This is a genomic window from Streptomyces sp. NBC_00690 (assembly GCF_036226685.1).
Classification (GTDB): domain Bacteria; phylum Actinomycetota; class Actinomycetes; order Streptomycetales; family Streptomycetaceae; genus Streptomyces.
The window spans coordinates 1,714,847-1,731,957 of record NZ_CP109009.1; the positions used below are offsets into that span (position 1 = coordinate 1,714,847).

General features: G+C 70.0%; 14 protein-coding genes. 7 read left to right on the forward strand and 7 right to left on the reverse strand.

Annotation, left to right across the window (positions count from 1 at the left end; all coding sequences use genetic code 11):
• Positions 1–122 precede the first annotated feature (122 nt).
• A complete protein-coding gene (locus OID54_RS07485; RefSeq protein WP_329015746.1) occupies positions 123–1,295 on the reverse strand; it encodes an acyl-CoA dehydrogenase family protein in 1,173 nt (390 codons plus the stop codon).
• A gap of 289 nt (positions 1,296–1,584) precedes the next feature.
• Between OID54_RS07485 and OID54_RS07490 the strand changes: the two genes are divergently transcribed.
• Both OID54_RS07490 and OID54_RS07495 read left to right on the forward strand, forming a co-directional pair.
• The gene (locus OID54_RS07490) at positions 1,585–2,139 is read left to right on the forward strand and encodes an HAD domain-containing protein (protein WP_329015749.1); all 555 of its coding nucleotides are present in this window, start codon (positions 1,585–1,587) and stop codon (positions 2,137–2,139) included.
• Positions 2,140–2,232: 93 nt separating this feature from the next.
• The gene (locus OID54_RS07495; RefSeq protein ID WP_329015751.1) at positions 2,233–2,865 is read left to right on the forward strand and encodes a class I SAM-dependent methyltransferase; all 633 of its coding nucleotides are present in this window, start codon (positions 2,233–2,235) and stop codon (positions 2,863–2,865) included.
• A gap of 120 nt (positions 2,866–2,985) precedes the next feature.
• On the opposite strand, the gene OID54_RS07500 is transcribed toward OID54_RS07495, so the two are convergent.
• On the reverse strand, positions 2,986–3,705 hold the full coding sequence (locus OID54_RS07500; protein ID WP_329015754.1) for a hypothetical protein: 720 nt from the start codon (positions 3,703–3,705) through the stop codon (positions 2,986–2,988).
• A 1,202-nt stretch (positions 3,706–4,907) separates the two neighbouring features.
• The gene (locus OID54_RS07505; RefSeq protein WP_329015756.1) at positions 4,908–5,633 is read right to left on the reverse strand and encodes a TetR/AcrR family transcriptional regulator; all 726 of its coding nucleotides are present in this window, start codon (positions 5,631–5,633) and stop codon (positions 4,908–4,910) included.
• A gap of 134 nt (positions 5,634–5,767) precedes the next feature.
• On the opposite strand from OID54_RS07505, the gene OID54_RS07510 reads away from it, so the two are divergent.
• Positions 5,768–6,649: a GNAT family N-acetyltransferase gene (locus OID54_RS07510; protein ID WP_329015758.1), complete on the forward strand. Its 882-nt coding sequence runs from the start codon at positions 5,768–5,770 to the stop codon at positions 6,647–6,649.
• Positions 6,650–6,726: 77 nt separating this feature from the next.
• Here the strand turns inward: OID54_RS07510 and OID54_RS07515 are convergent, their stop codons facing one another.
• Positions 6,727–9,147, reverse strand: coding sequence for an ABC transporter permease (locus tag OID54_RS07515; protein WP_329015761.1), 2,421 nt, complete (start codon positions 9,145–9,147; stop codon positions 6,727–6,729).
• The gene (locus OID54_RS07520) at positions 9,144–9,836 is read right to left on the reverse strand and encodes an ABC transporter ATP-binding protein (RefSeq protein WP_329015763.1); all 693 of its coding nucleotides are present in this window, start codon (positions 9,834–9,836) and stop codon (positions 9,144–9,146) included. Before OID54_RS07520 ends, OID54_RS07515 begins: the two co-directional genes overlap by 4 nt.
• 116 nt (positions 9,837–9,952) lie before the next feature.
• Here OID54_RS07520 and OID54_RS07525 point away from each other — a divergent pair, with 116 nt between their 5' ends.
• Both OID54_RS07525 and OID54_RS07530 read left to right on the forward strand, forming a co-directional pair.
• Entirely contained in the window at positions 9,953–11,329 is a 1,377-nt protein-coding gene (locus OID54_RS07525) for a sensor histidine kinase (RefSeq protein WP_329015765.1), read from the forward strand.
• Positions 11,326–12,060 carry a response regulator transcription factor gene (locus tag OID54_RS07530; RefSeq protein WP_329015767.1) on the forward strand — a complete coding sequence of 245 codons (735 nt, stop codon included), beginning with the start codon at positions 11,326–11,328 and terminating at the stop codon, positions 12,058–12,060. Before OID54_RS07525 ends, OID54_RS07530 begins: the two co-directional genes overlap by 4 nt.
• Positions 12,061–12,147: 87 nt before the next feature.
• On the opposite strand, the gene OID54_RS07535 is transcribed toward OID54_RS07530, so the two are convergent.
• Positions 12,148–12,288: an SCO1431 family membrane protein gene (locus OID54_RS07535; RefSeq protein ID WP_329015770.1), complete on the reverse strand. Its 141-nt coding sequence runs from the start codon at positions 12,286–12,288 to the stop codon at positions 12,148–12,150.
• Between the two features lie 344 nt (positions 12,289–12,632).
• Positions 12,633–13,997 (reverse strand): peptidase C39 family protein, encoded by a 1,365-nt coding sequence (locus OID54_RS07540; RefSeq protein ID WP_329015773.1) that lies wholly within the window; start codon positions 13,995–13,997, stop codon positions 12,633–12,635.
• 195 nt (positions 13,998–14,192) lie between these two features.
• Between OID54_RS07540 and OID54_RS07545 the strand changes: the two genes are divergently transcribed.
• On the forward strand, positions 14,193–14,822 hold the full coding sequence (locus tag OID54_RS07545) for a uridine kinase family protein (RefSeq protein ID WP_329015775.1): 630 nt from the start codon (positions 14,193–14,195) through the stop codon (positions 14,820–14,822).
• A 370-nt stretch (positions 14,823–15,192) separates the two neighbouring features.
• Entirely contained in the window at positions 15,193–17,109 is a 1,917-nt protein-coding gene (locus OID54_RS07550; protein ID WP_329015777.1) for an AAA family ATPase, read from the forward strand.
• The last annotated feature ends 2 nt before the right edge of the window (positions 17,110–17,111 follow it).

A 17,111-nucleotide genomic window follows, 5' to 3' on the forward strand; every position in this document is an offset into this window, starting at 1 on the left:
TGCCGGGCCGTGCTCACTCGGCCCTGTGCCGACTCGCTCCCGGATCGCCAGAGACCGTGCCACTGAACGGGCACGCCTCGGCCCCGACAGGATCTGCCGGGGCCGAGGGTCGTGCGGGACGATCAGCGGGACTCGGGGCCGATCAGGTGACGGGCGATCACCATGCGCTGGATCTGGTTGGTGCCCTCCACGATCTGGAGCACCTTCGCCTCGCGCATGTAGCGCTCCACCGGGAAGTCCAGTGTGTAGCCGTAGCCTCCGAGCACCTGTACGGCGTCGGTGGTGACGCTCATCGCCGCGTCCGTGCAGAACAGCTTGGCCATGGCCGCCTGGCGGGAGAAGGGCCGCTGCTGATCGTGCAGTCGGGCGGCGGCGAGGTAGAGCGCACGGCCCGCCTCTATCCGGGTGGCCATGTCGGCGAGGAGGAAACGCATCCCCTGGAAGTCGGCGATCGGGCGGCCGAACTGGTGGCGGCCGGAGGCGTAGTCGACCGCCTGGTCCAGCGCCGCCTGGGCGACGCCGATCGCGCAGGCCGCGATGCCGAGCCGCCCCGCGTCGAGCGCGGACAGGGCGATCGCGAAGCCCTGGCCCTCGGCGCCGATCCGGCGGGTGTCGGGCACCCTGACACCGTCGAAGTGGACCTGGGCCGTGGGCGAGCCCTTCATGCCCATTTTCTTCTCGGGGACCGCGGCGCTGAGTCCTTCGGCGTCACCGGGTACCAGGAACGCGGTGATGCCCCGGGGGCCCTCCGCACCGGTGCGGGCCAGGACCGTGTAGAAGTCGGCGATCCCGCCATGGGTGATCCAGGACTTCGTACCCGTGATCACCCAGTCGTCACCGTCGCGCACCGCCTTCGTGCGCAGCGACGCCGCATCCGACCCGGAGGAGGGTTCGGAGAGGCTGTAGGCGCCGAGGAGACCTCCGCCGAGCATCGCGGGGAGGTGGGCGGTCCGCTCCTCCTTGGTGCCGTAGCCCGCCAGGGCATGGCAGGCCAGGGAGTGGACGCTGACCCCGAGACCCACGGTCAGCCTCGCGGCGGCGAGCTCTTCGAGGACCTGGAGGTAGACCTCGTAGGGCTGGTCCCCGCCGCCGTACTCACCGTCGTACGGAAGGCCGAGCAGACCTGACGACGACAGGAGGGTGAAGAGTTCGCGGGGGAAGTGCCCCGCCTCCTCCTCATCGGCTGCGCGGGGGGCGATCTCCCGCTGGACGATGTCTCGCACCAGGGTGATGAGGTCCCTGGACTCCTCGGTGGGCAACTGACGTTCCACCGGCTGCGGGGCGCGGTCGGACATTACGGCGCTCTCCTCCCTGTACGGGCGCTGCGGCGGCGCGCGAAGGGTGAAGCGCGCCTCGCCGATCTTGCTTTCCAAGGCCGTTAGTACCCCTCCGGATCGCGGAAAAGCCCTGCTGACGGCCGTGGCGCGTTGAGTATGCCCGATCAGAGCCCTTCCGTCACGGGTGCAATGGAGCGCTTGCCGTCGCCCCGGGCCGGGAGGCAACGGGCTCCCAACGGGAAGCCGCGCAACGCGTGTGACACAGGAGGCTGACGCGACGGGACCTGGGGCACCGATACGGTGAACCATGATCTCCTCGGTCCGGACACCCCTGTTGTTCCTCGATGTCGACGGGCCGCTCATCCCCTTCGGCGGAACCCGGCAGCAGCGTCCGGACGGCTATCCCCTCTACGGGTCGGCCTCGATGCGTGCCACCCACTCGAACCCCCTACTGGCGCGGATCGATCCGGCCCACGGGCCCCGGTTGGCCGCCCTCCCCTGCGAGCTGGTGTGGGCCACCAGTTGGATGGAGGAGGCCAATGAGTGCGTGGCGCCATGGATCGGTCTGCCCGCCCTGCCCGTGGTCCACGGACACCCGCACTCATCGGCTCGGGAAACGGACACCTGGGGCGACCGGCACGGCAAGGCTCCGGCCATCGTCGAGTACGCCGCCGGACGGGCGTTCATCTGGGTCGACGACGAGATCACCGAAGGGGATCGGACCTGGGTTGCAGCCCACCACAGGGGGCGGGCCCTACTCCATCGGGTCGAGGCGCACCGAGGGCTGGTCGAAGCGGACTACGCCGCGCTGCGGGCGTGGTTGCGCACCACGGGGGACAGCACGCCCACGGACCTCTTCTAGGCACATTGCCCAGCGGTTTTTCGGACAGATTGGTGATGCTCGCCGTTGGGCACTCCTCGTCAGCGTCCCAGCGAGCCGCTACTGTCCTCGCTCGTGTCCGAACTCTCCTCGCACCTCAGCGCAACGGCGGATGCCTACGACGCGATCGCCGTTGTGTACGCCGATTTCGTCCGTAACGCGCTTGATGACTTTCCGCTCGATCGCGCGGTGCTCACCGCGTTCGCCGAACTCGCGCGGGAGGCCCCCATCGGGCTCGTCGCCGAGTTGGGGTGCGGGCCCGGATGGATGACGGCGCACCTGCGGGACCTGGGTCTGGACGCCTTCGGCATCGACCTGTCGCCGGTGATGATCGATCTCGCCCGGGAGGCGTACCCGGACCTGCGGTTCGAGATCGGCTCGATGGACGCCCTGGACCTGCCCGATGGCGAACTGGGCGCCATTGTGTCGTGGTACTCGATCATCCACACCCCGCCGCAGATCGTGCCTTCGATCTTCGCGGAGTTCCGTCGGGTGCTCGCACCCGGGGGCCATCTCCTGCTCGGGTTCTTCGAGTCGGAGGGCAAGCCGGTCACGGAGTTCGACCACAAGGTCACTGCCGCCTATCGGTGGCCGATCGACGACCTCGCGGAGTTGGCGGGCGCCGCGGGATTCGTCGAGGTCGGCCGCATGCTGCGCGAGCCGCACGAGGACGAACGGTTTCGCCGAGGTCATCTGCTGATGCGTTGAGGCGAGCAGTTCGTCCGGCTCGCCCGAATGCCGCTGGCTCCGAGGAGCGCTCGGGTGTCGACCGGCGGTGCGAGACCACCCGCCGGTGGTCGAGCGGGCACGTCGGCCAGTGGGGCCGTCTCAGGAGCGGCACGGGGCTTGGCGGTCGCCCGACGGCTCCCAGGCGTCGCAGTACTCCAAGCGCATCTCGCGCGCACGGCCGGGCGCGGCACCTTCGGGGCGGAGCGCCGTGCGGAAGTGGCGCCGATCAGCCAGGCCAGTCCGGTCAGTCCGGTCAGTCCGGTCAGTCCGGTCAGCCGCATGCTCGGGACCTCGGTGCGCCACATCCAGGAAGTGATGGGCGCTCTCCCTGAAGGTCTTGGCGTTCCCGCTCATCAGGAGCGTCTCGGCGTGGAGATGTTGGTGAAAGTAGTCGATGCTCTCCCGCGAGCGCCGGGCCCTCCGGCCCATCGCGAGTGAGGTGGCGGCGCCCGACGACGCGAGGGTGACCGTCTGGACCCGTCCGGGGTCGAGCCGTCCGCGCACCTCCTGCCAGTGCGAGGGCGCGAACGGAAGCGAGCGGTGATGCAGGACGAGGTCCAACTGACGTGTGCCGGGTCCGTCCAGTTCCCGGGTCGGATTGGGGTTGCCGCGAAGCGGAAAGTGGATGAGGGACCGGGGTGAGGTCGCCGCGAGGGTCCACAACCCTCCGATGTGCTCCGCGGCTTCTTCGTCCAGATAGGCGCCCAGATGTAGATCGTGATCGATGAGTACGGCACGGAGCAGTCGCGGGGCGGGCCGGATGACGATGAACTCCTGCGACCCGAGGCGCGCTTGGTGGACGGTGATGCGAAGCTTCATGGGTTCTCCGGGGACACGGTGAATCACGAGTTGGCCCGAGGACAGCCCGGCGGCCGGGGCTGAACCCGCGGAGTCTGGTCAGAGCGGTGGGGCGGGACTGGCGAACGTCGACGGGGTCCGGCGGCGGAATCGGTGGGGCGTACGGGGCACGACTGTCGCCCTCCTTCCCAACTGTTCAACATAGCGGTGGCGTTGGGCGAGCTGACACGCGGCCGGCAGGCGGGTGACCCAGGTGGTTCGGATCGGGGGTTCGGTTCGGATCGGGCGCGCGGATCAGGGGTTCGGTTCCGGGGTTCGGTTCCGGGGTTCGGTTCCGGGGTTCAGTTCGAGGCAGCTCGGCCAGGAGCCGGGTTCGGGGCGAGCGCATGGCCGGTACCCGGCACCCGGTCCGCAGGGCGTTCGTAGGCCGGTGAGCACCTTGCGGCGTCCTCCCCACTCTTCCGCGGGAGGGGCGGCGGCTCAGCCGCGGTGACAGCGTCGGGTGATTGGTCCAAACCATTGACCCAATGGTCTAGTCCTCCTAACGTTTGCGGCAGCGTACAACCGCGTTCCCGCTCATGCGTCAGACGGCCGACGGCCCGCCCCGCCCGGCACTCCCTCCCCCACGAGGAGACGTGATGCCCGCCCCCCTCTGTCCGTACGCCCGCTCCCGAACGTCGACCACCGGAGCCGGCACCGCAGCCCTGCGGAAAGAGCAGCTCGCCGCCCTTGCCGTGGCAGCCGCCCGCAGGACTGGGCCACGGGAGCGAACCACCCCCAGGAAAGGAACAACTCCGCTCTGCCCCTCCGCCGCGTCGAGCAGCGTTCCGGTCGATCGGAGCGCCGTCCGAACAACCGTGTACGGTCGCAACCACTTCGTCGGGCATATGGCGTCCCCCGGTGACACTGCCCGGACTGCTCCACCCGACCAGTCGCGCTCAATGGGGCCATCCGGATCGGCAGACGAGTCAACCGGTTGTAAGCCCGGCCGGGACACCGTGGACCGGCCGTGTCCACGAGGCAATTCCCCTCGTAAACCAAGCGGCGCCGCCACACAGGGTGGGCCGATCCGCGCGATGTGTTGAGTGTCGCGCCGATGGGGAACCCACACCGCTCCCCCGCTCGCCGCCGTACCTCCGTGCCGGCCGGGCGCCCGCCGTCGGCACCGGGCGGAGGGACCTGCCCCGGAACCTCCCCCGTGCCAGGAGCCGGCGCGAACCTCCCTAGCCCCTTCCGGGCACCGGTTCGAACTCCGCCTGCGTACCGCTCTGCTGCACCATGCCGATCCCCACGGATCGCAGCGCCGAACGCCCGGTGTCGAACTCCTCCGGTTCGGGTTGCGGACAACTCGGTTCCAACTGCTCGATCGTGGCCAGGGTGGCCCGCAGCAGCCGTGTCAGCAGTTCACCGACGGCCTCTCGATCGGGCACCGGATCGCCGAGCCACGCCAAGGTGATCTGTTCCACACCGCTGAGCCAGCCGAGCAGGGCGAGCCCGGCCAGCGGAGGGACCTCCCGGCTGCCGTACGCGCCCTCCGCGATGGTGGCGACCAACTCCGCGCGCACGGCTTCCCTGATCGACTGGACCTCGCTGTCGCATCCGACACCGCCGGTGACGATGGTCCGGAAGGCCGCCTCGTTGCGCTGGGCGTAGCGCAGATATCCGTCCACCGTACGTCGCACCCGCTCGGCCTTGGGCAGTTCGGGGCGGCCTGTGGCGCGTGCCAGCAGATCGGCGACGGAATCCTCGATGACCGCGAGGTAGTAGCCGCGCTTGCTGCCGAAGTAGTAGTAGATGAGCCCCTTGGCGACGCCTGCGCTCCGCGCGATGTCGTCCATCGACAGCGCGTCGTAGGAGGTACGGGCGAACAACGTCCTCCCGATCGACAGGAGTTCGGTACGACGCGTCCGCGATCGCCTGGTGCTGCCACGTCCTTCACCGATATTCATTTCTGTCCTTGCCCCGAGCTGACAGAGGATCTCGGCAGTATCGCAGACCGTCCCGCGGCGGCTTCCCGGGCTCCTCCCAGGGGATCACGAGCGCATGGAGAGCCGTATTCGCCCCCACGCACGGGAGACAAGCCTTGTCGTTCCGCATCACTCCACTCATCGATCCCAGCCCGCCGGCCGCCAGCCGCCGACTGGTCTTCCTGGCCTTGGACGCCTCCGGTTTCCCCGTCGGATCCGCGGCGCTCAGGTTGTTCACCTCCGCAGGTCAAAAGCATCTGGCCGAGCTCGATATACACGTCCACCCCGTCGATCGACGGCTGGGAATCGGAAGCCAACTGCTGGAGGCGACCGTGGCCCGGGCCAAGGAGGAGCACCGCAGGAGCGTCGTGGCGCAGGCCGACGCCGGTTCGCCCGGCGATGCCTTCCTGGCGGCGCGGGGCTTTCGCAGGGTGCTCACGCTGACCTTCGCCCGTCTGCCGCTGCCGCACGTGGACTGCGATGCGCTCGCCGGGCAGTTGGAGGAACCGCGCCCCGGCTACCGGCTGCTGTCCTGGCTGGGAAGCGTGCCGGACGAGTTGGCCGAGGACTTCGCCGCTTCGCGCAGCGCCATGGACGACATGCCGATGGACGGCACCGACTACGGCACGGTGGCGTGGGACGCGGACCGGGTGCGGGCCGCGGCCGGGGTGATCGGGGAACGGGGGGATCTGTTGCGGACCGTCGCCGTCGTGGACGAGGTCAGCAACAGGATCGTGGGATTCACCGAACTCGTGGTTCCCGGGGACGGCCGGGGCGACGCCCAGCACTACGGGACGGGTGTCCTACCGGAGCACCGGGGGCGCGGGCTCGGTCGGTGGATGAAGGCCGAGTCGATCCGCCAGGCCCGGGCGGACCATCCGGGGCTGGGCGGGCTACTGACGGACACGGCCGAATCGAACACGCCGATGCGTCGGATCAACGACGCGCTGGGCTATGCGCCGACCCATCGCGCGTTCGAGTACCAGCTGGACCTCTGAGGGGCGGCATCGGGCAGCGCGGCCCCGGACAGAGTCGTCCGGGGCCCGCACGGGAGGGCTGCGTTTCCCAGCCCGGGTCACTCCGTGCGCAGCGCCGTGGCCGTACGGACCCGGGCCGCCCAGCCGGCCGGGAGGAGCGCGCCGAGCACGGCGATCGCGACTCCGCCCGACCCCAGTAGAACGAGTTCCGCTACGTCGAACACCTCAAGGACCGACGGCGGTAGCGCGGTACCCACCGCACGCCCCATCACGGGCAGCACGAAGCCGTGCAGGGCGAACCCCACCGGGACGCCGATCAGTCCGCCGAGCGCGCCGAGTCCAGCCACCGAAGCGAGCACAAGGCTCACGGTCTGTCGCGGCGACATCCCGAGCGCCTTGCAGACGCCCAGGTCGTGGACGCGTTCACGGGTGTCCAGGACGACGGAGTTGAGCACGCCGAGACCCGCGACGAACACGAGCATCAGAGTGAGCAGGGCCGCCATTGCCTTCAGGATCAGGATCGTGTTCTCGCCCTGTGACGATGAGTTGACCACGACATCACCGCCCAACGGCTGCACCACCGCGCCGAGCGCATCGGCGTAGCCGGCGGCAGCGACGCCCGGTTTCAGATCGATGAGGAAGACGCCGGGCTCGACCAGGGGGAAATCGGCCAGGTCAGCATGGATCTCCAGTCGTTCACCGGAGGTGTCGAACGACTCCCCGACGATCCGTAGGGGGACCGTGTGCTCCGCCACGGTCACCCGCAGCGTGTCACCGATCTCGGAGTCGGACTTCTCCAGGAGGCGCGAGGGCACCACGACCTGCCCGGGACCTGTGATCCAGTGGCCGGCGATCATTGCGTAGCTGGCGGCGCGTGCATCTCCCTGGTAGAGGCTCACCCGCACCCGGCCGGAGACCCCGGCCACCGTGGTGTCCGCCTGGGTCTTGCCGTAGTAGGAGGCCGTACCGAACTGTGCCTCGATCGCGGTGCGCACCTGGGCCGGGTCGACGGACGAGGGCTCGGTGCCGTTGCTCTGGGGGCGCGGACCGGAGCCGAGGGACGGGGGTTCGGTGCCGTTGCCGTCGGGGTGCGGTGGACCGGAGTCGGCGACCGGTCCGCCGATAATCGCGGTGACAGCGGCGCGGTCCTCGGGATCCCGTGCCTCGCCGACCTCGTTCAAGGAGTCGGTCAGCCCCCACGCGAACGTCGCCGCGACCGTGCCGAAGGCCACCGCGAGCACCATCGCGAGCGCACGGACCGGCCGGGCGAAGGGACTGGCGAGGCCATAGGTCACCGGTCGCGGCAGCGGCAGCCGTCCCAGCGCCCGATGCGCCCACTGGCCGCGCCCGGTGCGCGGTGCCCGACCGACCGCGATGGCCTCGACCGTACACAGTCTCCCGGCTCGTAGGGCCGGAACCAGCGCCGCGACAGCGACGACGAGCAGTGCGACGGCAGGCACCACGAGGTCGACCCACCAGGCGACCGAGAGCGAGGCGGTGCCGTACACCGACTCCGCACTCGACAGCAGTGGCATCGCCAGCAGGTTGCCCAGGACGACCCCGAGCGCGATGCCCGCTCCGGCGGGGATGAGCGCTTGGGCGACATGGGCCCGGACGATCTCGCGTGGAGTGAAGCCGATGGCCTTGAGGATGCCGATGCGGCGAAGGCCGGTACCGACCGCGCCGCTGACCACGCTGGCGACGATGATCACCGACATCACGATGCCGAGCGCACCGTACGCAATGAGGAACGGAATGGTCGGCGCCGCGCCCTCGTCTGCGGCGCGCTTGGTGTCCAACCAGGACTCGGTGCCCGAGAGCGCCCCGGCGGGCACGGCGGCGGCGAGCTTCTCCTTGCCGGCGAAGAGTTGCTCCTTCGTCCCGGCGGGGTCGAAGCGGTAGAGCATCTGGCTGGTGAGGGGACTCGCCTTCGAGGCCAACGCGCTGGCCTGCGCGGGGGTGGTCCATGCTTCGGCGGTACTGCTGGCCGAGACGGCGAAGCCGACGACCGTCAGGGGCTGGCCGTCAGCCGCGTCCGACGACTTCACCGTGGTGCCGAGCTTGATGAAGGGGCCGCTGAACGACGCCGAGAGCACGACCTCGCCCGAAGTCGATGGCCAGCGGCCGGACTTCAGATCCAATGCGTCCACATCGGCTTGCGGCGTGGACCGTCCGACGAGGATCACTGCCGGCAGGTGCCCTCCGTTGGAGTCCACCGGCTTGATGGTCGTGGCGGGGAACGGACCCGCGCTCGCCGTCACTCCTGCCAACCGTCCGGTGTCCTTGAGCTGCGAAGGGCTCACCTTGGCGGGATCGTATTGCGCGGTGATATGCGCTCCGCGCTGCTGGGCGAAGGCACGGTCGAACGGTGCGTCCGCGGCGACCATGAGCGATCCGGCGACGACCGCCGAGGCCACGGCCATCATGGTGGCGAGGGCGATGACCAGGGTCTGCACCCGCCGTCTCTTCACGCCCGAGCGGACGACCCGACCGAGCGCACCACTGCCCCGACGGCTCATCGAACGGCCTCCGCCGCGGTGTCGAGGGCGAGATGACCGTCGACCAGATGGATCGTGCGGCTCGCGCACGCTTGCGCCAGGGCCGGATCGTGTGTGACCAGCACGATCGTCTGTCCGCTGCGGTGCAGTTCCATCAGGAGGTCTCGTACGTCGTGGCCCGAGGCGGTGTCGAGTGCGCCGGTCGGCTCGTCGGCGAGCAGCAGCGCGGGCCGGTTGACCAATGCGCGGGCCACCGCGACCCGCTGGCGCTCACCGCCGGACAAGCGGCCCGGGTAGGCGCGGGCGAGTCTGCCGATGCCCAGCAGCTCCATCAGTTCGCCGGCACGGGCCGCCGCCTGTCGCCGCGGGGTCCCGGTCAGTTGGGCGGGCAACTGGATGTTGTCGACGACGGTGAGGTCGTCGAGCAGGTTGAAGAACTGGAAGACCATGCCGATCCGTTCGCGACGAAAGCGCGCCAGCGCGTGCTCGCTCAGCCGGTCGATCCGGCGCCCGGCCACGGTCACCGTGCCTTCGGTGGGTCTATCCAGTCCGGCGACGAGGTTCAGCAGGGTCGACTTGCCGCTGCCGGAAGGTCCCGTCACGGCCAGGGCCTCACCCTGTTCGACGGTGAGCGTGAGCGATCCGAGCGCGGGCGTGCCACCGCTGTCGTACCGCTTGGCCACGCCCTCCAGTTCGATCACCTGAGTCATGGGGGATGCCGTCCTCTTCGTTCGAAGGAGCCCTGCCGGTTCCGGTGAACGTAGGTGCGGTGGAGCGGCCGGCGAGTCGGCCATGGCACCGACATCAGGCCCTTCTCGGGGAGGACTTGGCCGTCCGTCATCCCTGCGATGTACTCCTCGCGGTCGGCTCCCTGGTCGCCGAGGCTGATGCGGCCGAGAAGGCGGCACCGCACAATGAGCCGGTGGGCACGGAGGACGGGCACGGATGGTGCCAACAGTTGCGCGGGGCGTTGCGGCCGGAGGCGGGTGCTGCCACGCCGACGCACGCGGCAGTGCGCGCCGATGTGGTGCTGGCCGTCGTCCTGACCGTCGTCGCCCTGGTCGTGGCGGCGCGCTACCCCGACGCCGGACCCCATATCGAGCAGGGCGTTCCCCCCCACCCGGTGCCGCCGATCCCGCCACCGGGTCTCGCCGAGCCTCAGGGCGGGTCGTCTGCGACTCTCTGGCTGCTCATCGTGCTGTCGGCCCTGCCGCTGGCCGCCCGGCGTCGATATCCGCTGGCCGCATTCGCGTTGGTCATGGGCGCGACCCTGGCCATGGACGACGAAGCAACCTGGATGGGCGTGGTGACCTGCGTCATCGGCGCCTACGGCGCTGTCGTCCACAGCCGCTACCGGCTGGGGTCGATCATCGGGCTCGGCATCGCGGCGGTGCTCGCCGGGATCGCGTTCCAGGACGCCGAACCCCTTCTTCCGGGCTGGTCAAGCCCCGCCGTCGTGCTGCTGATCGCCGGGGTGTCGGCGAGCCTGATCCGGCTCTGGCGGCGACAGTTGGCGGCGAGCCGGGACCGGTACGCGCAGTTGCAGCAGGCACAGGACGAGGCCATGCGCCGGGCGGTCGACGAGGAGCGCTCGCGGATCGCCGCCGAACTCCATGATGTGGTGACCCACAATGTGAGCGTGATGGTGATCCAGGCGGGTGCGGCCCGCAAGGTGATGGACACAACGCCGGAACGGTCGAAGGAAGCGCTGCTCGTGGTGGAGGCGGGAGGACGGGCGGCCATGGCCGAACTGCGCCAGGTGATGGGCCTGTTGGCCGCCCCGGACCACGAGCGTCCCGACGGCATGGAGCCCCAACCCGGACTTGAGCGGCTCGACGTCCTGGTGGAGCGGGTACGGGCCGCGGGGACTCCGGTGCGGGTCACGCTGTCGCTGCCTGCGGATCCGCTGCCGCCCGGCGTGGACCTCGCGGCGTACCGCGTCGTCCAGGAGGCGTTGACCAACACCATCAAGCACGCGCCCGGCGCCACCGCCGACGTGACGATCAGCCACACCGAGACCTGTCTGGAGATCGAGGTCACGGACACCGGCGGAGTGAAGGACTCGGGATCGCCGGACGGCAATGGGCGCGGTCTCATCGGACTGCGGGAGCGGCTGGCGGTCTACCGGGGCGAGCTGACGGCCGGGCCGACCCTCGCAGGTGGCTACCGGATCACGGCGCGATTCCCTCGGCGGACCGGGTGAGCCGGCCGCCCCTGCGGGCCGTCATCGCCGACGATCAGGCCCTGGTGCGCACGGGCTTCGGGATGATCCTCGCCGCCGACGGCATCGAGGTGACGGCCGAGGCCGCCGACGGCATCGAAGCGATCGCCGCGGTCCGGCGCACCCGGCCCGACGTCGTCCTCATGGACATCCGGATGCCGCGGATGGACGGCATCGAAGCGACCAGGCGCATCCTCACCGACGGGGATCGCAACGGAACGCGCATCATCATCTTGACCACGTACGACCTCGACCACTACGTCTACGCCGCGATCACCGCAGGGGCCAGCGGCTTTCTGCTCAAGGACGTCAGCCCGGAGCAACTGGTGGCCGCCGTGCGCATGGTGCAGTCCGGTGATGCGCTGCTCGCACCGACGATCACCCGTCGGTTGATCGAGCGGTTCGCCGACCGCAAGGAGGCGAAGGCCGCCGACGCGCATCCGGATCTGTCCGGTCTGACACCGCGCGAGCTGGAGGTGCTCCGCCTGCTCGCGACGGGCCTGAGCAATGCCGAGCTCGCCGAGCGCCTGTTCCTCAGCCCGACGACGGTGAAGACGCACATCGGCCGCATCCTCTCCAAGCTGGAGCTGCGCGACCGCGTCCAGGCCGTGATCCTGGCGTACGAGACGGGGCTGATCGCCCCGGGGGACACCGCACGGCCGCGCTCGACCGAGGACGACTTCCCTGGCGTGACCGGCCCGAAGAAGCACTGACGGCGCACCCTGGGACGTATCGCACGGACGATCCAGTGGCCGGCAGACCGGCCCGTGATCCGGAGTGCCCTGGAGGAAGGGCGCTGGCTAGAGCAGTCCGAGTTGGGTGACGAGCATCGCCAGGACGACGACCAGTGTCCATCCGACGATGTGTTCCAGCACCCGGGAGCCGTCGTCGGGCCCACCGGTGCGGGTACGGGCGCGGGTCTCGCTGGCGTAGATGTTCATGGGCGTCTCGCTCTGTCGGCGGGGTGCGGGTCGGCTACGACGGGCACGGTGACCCGACCAATGTGCCAGCGGCTTCTCCCGATGGGTAGAGACGCAGATCACCCCGCCGGGAGCGCTCTCGGTCGGACGGCGGCCCGGGGCCGACGACTCCGTACCCCGCAAGGGTGGCCCGCCCCCGGAGAGCGGATCGGCGGCCGACCTCTGTGCCGTAAGACACGTTCCTGGGCACCGTCCGGCGATGCGCAGCGCCATCGATCGGCACCGTGCGCAGTCGTCCCCCGGTCGGCCGGCGTGCCGAGGACCAGGACGGGCTGGCTCCCCGGTAGCGCACCTTCCCGGGTCGGTCAGCGCACTCCGAGCGAGGTCAGGACCCGCCGCTGTGCCCCATTGATGCGGTCGGGCCAGTAGAGGTAGCACACACCGCCCGTTCCAGAGGTCACCTTCCCCTTGGCGTCGTACCGCTTGGTCCGCAGCCACACGTCCTCGAACTCGCGGCGACGGTAGACCCTGCGGACGGCCTCGTTGTCGGGGGCGGCCGGGTCATGGGCGATCACTTCACCGTCGGGGGTGAAGCCGATCACCGCCATCAGATGGCCTGCGGTCCCGTAGCCCGCGCCGGTGAGTTCGCCCGCGAGGAACGACTGCGAGGTGATGACCGGGATGCCGACCCGGATGAGGCGCTCCAGGTCCGTGAGGGAGGAGAGCCGGGTGACGACGGCGTTCATCTCGCGGTAGGTCGCCGCATAGGCGGCGTTGAACGCCCAGTTGCCGCACCCCTCGTACTGGTGGTCGAAGGTGAACCGGGCGGCATGGCAGACCTGGGGGTCGTCGAGGTCGGGCTGGACCCAGGCCAGTTGTTGCGCGGTGGGACGGCGCCCCCAGAACTCGATGACCATCTGCGATGAGGTGGGGCTGCACCACGCCTCACCGCCGTTGTCGTACTGCGGGTACCGACCGCGGTGGGTGTTCTGCGAGTAGCGCGGCACCGCCAGTTCGCGGGCGTGCCGCGGTGGTGCGGCGGGCACGGTGAACCGGTCGGGGACCGCAGATGCCATCGCGCCCAGCCGCCGCACGGTGGGTGTCGCCCGGGTGCCGGGTCGACGGTAGAGGGTCAGCCGCAGGCGATACCCCTCGATCCACAGCCCGCTCGCCGGATCGTCGATGGCCAGGGTGTCCGTCCAGACCGATGCCCTGCCGTCCCTCTGACCGTCGACGGAGGCACGTCGTACATCCTCGTCACCGGCCGCCCAGCGGCCCATCACCAGCCAGGGGGACTCGGTGGAGTCGGAGTAGGCGGCGCGCAGTTCCACCTGGAGCCAGGTGCCGGGTGGGGTGTCCGCGTTCCAGGAGGGGATCAGTTCGGTCGCGGGGACCCGGCAGCGGTGGACGGGCGATTCCCAGGTGGCGTACTCCCAGGTCTCGGTCCTTCCGGTGTGTGGATCGGTGTGGTCCACGGTCCCCACCGGTCGGGCGATGGCGACCGCGGGCCGTCGGCCGGGGACGGTCCGCACCCCCGCCGCCGTTCCTCGGTGCCAGTCGAGGAAGGAGGTCCAGAGTCGCAGGTCCACCTGGTGGTCCCGCCCCCGATCCAGGGCCCCGGCTCCCGACGGCTGCGGCAACGCGGGCGTGGCGGCGGACAGGGTCCCCGCCCCGGCCGCCACCGCGACGGCGGCACTCAGGACGGTTCTGCGCGAGGTCGCTCTGGCCATCGGGCCCCCAAGTCAGGTGCGTGGCATGTGCATGGGATACGCCGGGGTCACTATCGCCGCTCATGGGCCGGGATTTCCAGCACTCCGCCCTCGCGTCCCGCCACCAATGTGAACCGTTTCCGGCCGCGAGGGGTCCGGCGGCCCGAGCCTTGGGCCGTGTCGGGTACGTCGTCGGGTACGTCCTAGGCTGGCCCGATGGACGATCTCCAGTGGCTGGCCACCGGGCTGCGCGCCCTGGCTCCCTCCTGCGGGCCGGTGCGACTGGTGTCGGTGGACGGTCATGCCGGTTCGGGCAAGAGCACGTTCGCGGCCCGCTTGGCGGCGGCGCTCGGGACGGAGTCCGATCCGGCTCCCGTACTCCATCTGGACGACCTCGCCAGCCACGCCGAGCCCTTCGCCTGGACGGATCGGATGCTCGCCGAGGTGATCGCGCCCCTGTCCGAGGGACGAGCGGCGCACTACGCCCCGTACGACTGGGATGCACACCGCTTCACCGCCCCGCGGTCCCTGCCGCTCGCACCCGTGATCCTGATCGAGGGCGTCGGGGCCGGTAGACGAGCGCTCCGCCCCCGGTTGGCCGGTCAGTTCTGGATGGACCGGGACGCGTCGTCCTCCTGGCAGCGGGGCAGAGAGCGGGACGGGGAGGCGCTCACCGCGTTCTGGGACGGTTGGACGACCGCGGAGACACAGCACTTCTCGGCCGACCCTTCCCGCCCGTACGCCCAGGCGCTGGTGCAGGAGCGACCCGAGGGGTATGCGGTACTTCCCGGACTCGATATCCGTTCAGAACTGAATCGTTTCATCACACTGAGTAATCGGACCTAATGGCCATACCACCCGGTCGGAAATCTGCCGGAAGACTGTCTGAACTCTGCTTGACCGACCGGGCCAACAGGTCTTACGTTCTCAATGTGCGGCTTTTCAGTCGCCCAGGACTCGAAGCCCCCGGTTGTTCCCCCGTGACCGGGGGCTTCGTTCTGCCCGCCGCGCGCACCGCTACGACCGGCGACTTTCACCCTGGGTCACCACGATCCGGATCACTTCAGGACACCCTTAAGCTGGGCCGCCTCCCGCGGGTACGATGCTCTGCGGTGGGGGTCAATTCCCGTCCGCGGCAAGGCGGTTCAGTACGTTTCCCGCGTCGCCCACCCGGCGGGGGATCACCAGCATCGCAGGTGCTCTTTGTGGGGGACTGATGGACATCGGCACACAGGGCGCACCAGTCCCGGCCGACCTTGCCTGGGTGCGTGGCGTCGACGCGTACACCATGGGGGCCTACCCCCAGGCGGAGGAGGAGTTCCGCACCGCCGTGCGGCTCGACCCCCAGATGGCCGACGGCTGGCTAGGACTCCATGCGCTGCGCGTGGACACCACCACCGCCCTCCTGCGGATGTACCGCGCCCGTGACCGCTTCGGCGAACAGCGCTCCCGACACAGTCGCACCCTTAACTCCTGGTACTGGTTGGGCTGGTGGGTCCAACCGGTCCTGGAGAGCCCCCGGGACCTGCTGCTCGCCCATGCCTCGCACTGGCTCGACGGCCGTCACGTACCCGAGTTGGACCGGGCACTCGCCGGGCTGCCCCCCGTCGACACCGATGCTCAGGTGCGCTTTCTCCACGCCTGCCGTTCCTACCTGGTCAAGGACTGGGAACAACTGGTGCGCCACACCGAACCCCTGGTCAACGATCAGCTCCTGGGCATCGAAAGTGGGCTGTTCGGCGGCATGGCCCGGGTGCGCCTGGAGATGTACCGGCAGGCCGAACCGCTGCTCGCCACCGCGTTGATGCGATGTCGCAGCGAACAGCCTCAGCGCAAGGAGTTGCGGTACTGGCTGGCGCGGGCGCGTGAGGGCTCCGGGCGCAGCGCCGCCGCACTCCCCCTGTACCGGGCGGTCCACCGCGTCGACCCGGCCTTCATGGACACCTCAGCCCGGCTCGCGGCCATCTCCGAACTCGACGGGCTCGGGAGCCTCGACGGATTCGACGGGGTCCACGACCCCGAGGAGCCTGCCGGACTCGCGGTCTCCTTCGCCGGGTTCGGGCAGGACGTCATCGAGGCCGCGGAGGGCGAGCCGGGTGCGACCGACGGCGCGATCGTCATCGACCCGCAGACCCAACTGCCCGGTGCCGTGCCATCGGCGCCCGTGTCGGATGCGATCCGTCAGCGGGCCGTGGTGCCGCCGCAGCCGACCCCGCCGCAGTTTCCCGCGGGCCCCACCGATCCGGCGCTGCTCGCCCAGGCTCTCTCGGAGCTGGAGCGGATGGTGGGCCTGGATCCGGTGAAACGGCAGGTCAAAGCACTGTCTGCACAGTTGGAAATGGCGCGGCTCAGAGCGGGGCAGGGGCTCCCGGTACGGCCTCCCAAGCGTCATTTCATCTTCTCCGGCCCCTCCGGCACGGGTAAGACCACGGTCGCCCGCATCCTGGGCCGGGTGTTCTACGCGCTCGGTCTGCTCGGCGGCGACCATCTGGTCGAGGCGCAGCGCTCCGATCTGGTGGGCGAGTTCCTCGGTCAGACGTCGGTCAAGGCCAATGAGTTGATCGATTCCGCGCTCGGCGGTGTGCTCTTCGTCGACGAGGCGTACAGCCTCTCCAACACGGCGTACTCCAAAGGGGACGCGTACGGCGACGAGGCGTTGCAGGTCCTGCTGAAGCGCGCCGAGGACAACCGCGACCATCTCGTGGTGATCCTGGCGGGCTATCCCGAGGGGATGGACCGGCTCCTGGCCACCAACCCGGGGCTGTCCTCCCGTTTCACCACCCGGGTCGACTTCCCGTCGTACCGACCGCTGGAACTGACGGCGATCGGGGAGGTCCTCGCCGCGGAGAACGGGGACATGTGGGACGAGGAGGCCGTGGACGAGCTGCGTTCGATCAGCGGCCATGTGGTGGACCAGAGCTGGATCGACGAGTTGGGCAACGGCCGCTTCCTGCGCACGCTGTACGAGAAGAGTTGCGCCTATCGGGACCTGCGACTGTCCGGCTATCCCGGCACTCCCACCAGGGAGGACCTCGCCACTTTGCGACTGCCCGATCTGATGCAGGCGTACGGGGAAGTGCTCTCGGGCCGCGGTCCCCTACGGCGCGGGCCGCAGGACCCTCCGCTGGGCTGACC

Excerpts from the sequence above, each read along its gene's own strand:
- OID54_RS07485 (WP_329015746.1), bottom strand. The coding sequence starts at position 1,295 with ATGTCCGACCGCGCCCCGCAGCCGGTGGAACGTCAGTTGCCCACCGAG.
- OID54_RS07490 (WP_329015749.1), top strand. The coding sequence starts at position 1,585 with ATGATCTCCTCGGTCCGGACACCCCTGTTGTTCCTCGATGTCGACGGG.
- OID54_RS07500 (WP_329015754.1), bottom strand. The coding sequence starts at position 3,705 with ATGAAGCTTCGCATCACCGTCCACCAAGCGCGCCTCGGGTCGCAGGAG.
- OID54_RS07505 (WP_329015756.1), bottom strand. The coding sequence starts at position 5,633 with ATGAATATCGGTGAAGGACGTGGCAGCACCAGGCGATCGCGGACGCGT.
- OID54_RS07515 (WP_329015761.1), bottom strand. The coding sequence starts at position 9,147 with ATGAGCCGTCGGGGCAGTGGTGCGCTCGGTCGGGTCGTCCGCTCGGGC.
- OID54_RS07520 (WP_329015763.1), bottom strand. The coding sequence starts at position 9,836 with ATGACTCAGGTGATCGAACTGGAGGGCGTGGCCAAGCGGTACGACAGC.
- OID54_RS07535 (WP_329015770.1), bottom strand. The coding sequence starts at position 12,288 with ATGAACATCTACGCCAGCGAGACCCGCGCCCGTACCCGCACCGGTGGG.
- OID54_RS07540 (WP_329015773.1), bottom strand. The coding sequence starts at position 13,997 with ATGGCCAGAGCGACCTCGCGCAGAACCGTCCTGAGTGCCGCCGTCGCG.
- OID54_RS07545 (WP_329015775.1), top strand. The coding sequence starts at position 14,193 with ATGGACGATCTCCAGTGGCTGGCCACCGGGCTGCGCGCCCTGGCTCCC.
- OID54_RS07550 (WP_329015777.1), top strand. The coding sequence starts at position 15,193 with ATGGACATCGGCACACAGGGCGCACCAGTCCCGGCCGACCTTGCCTGG.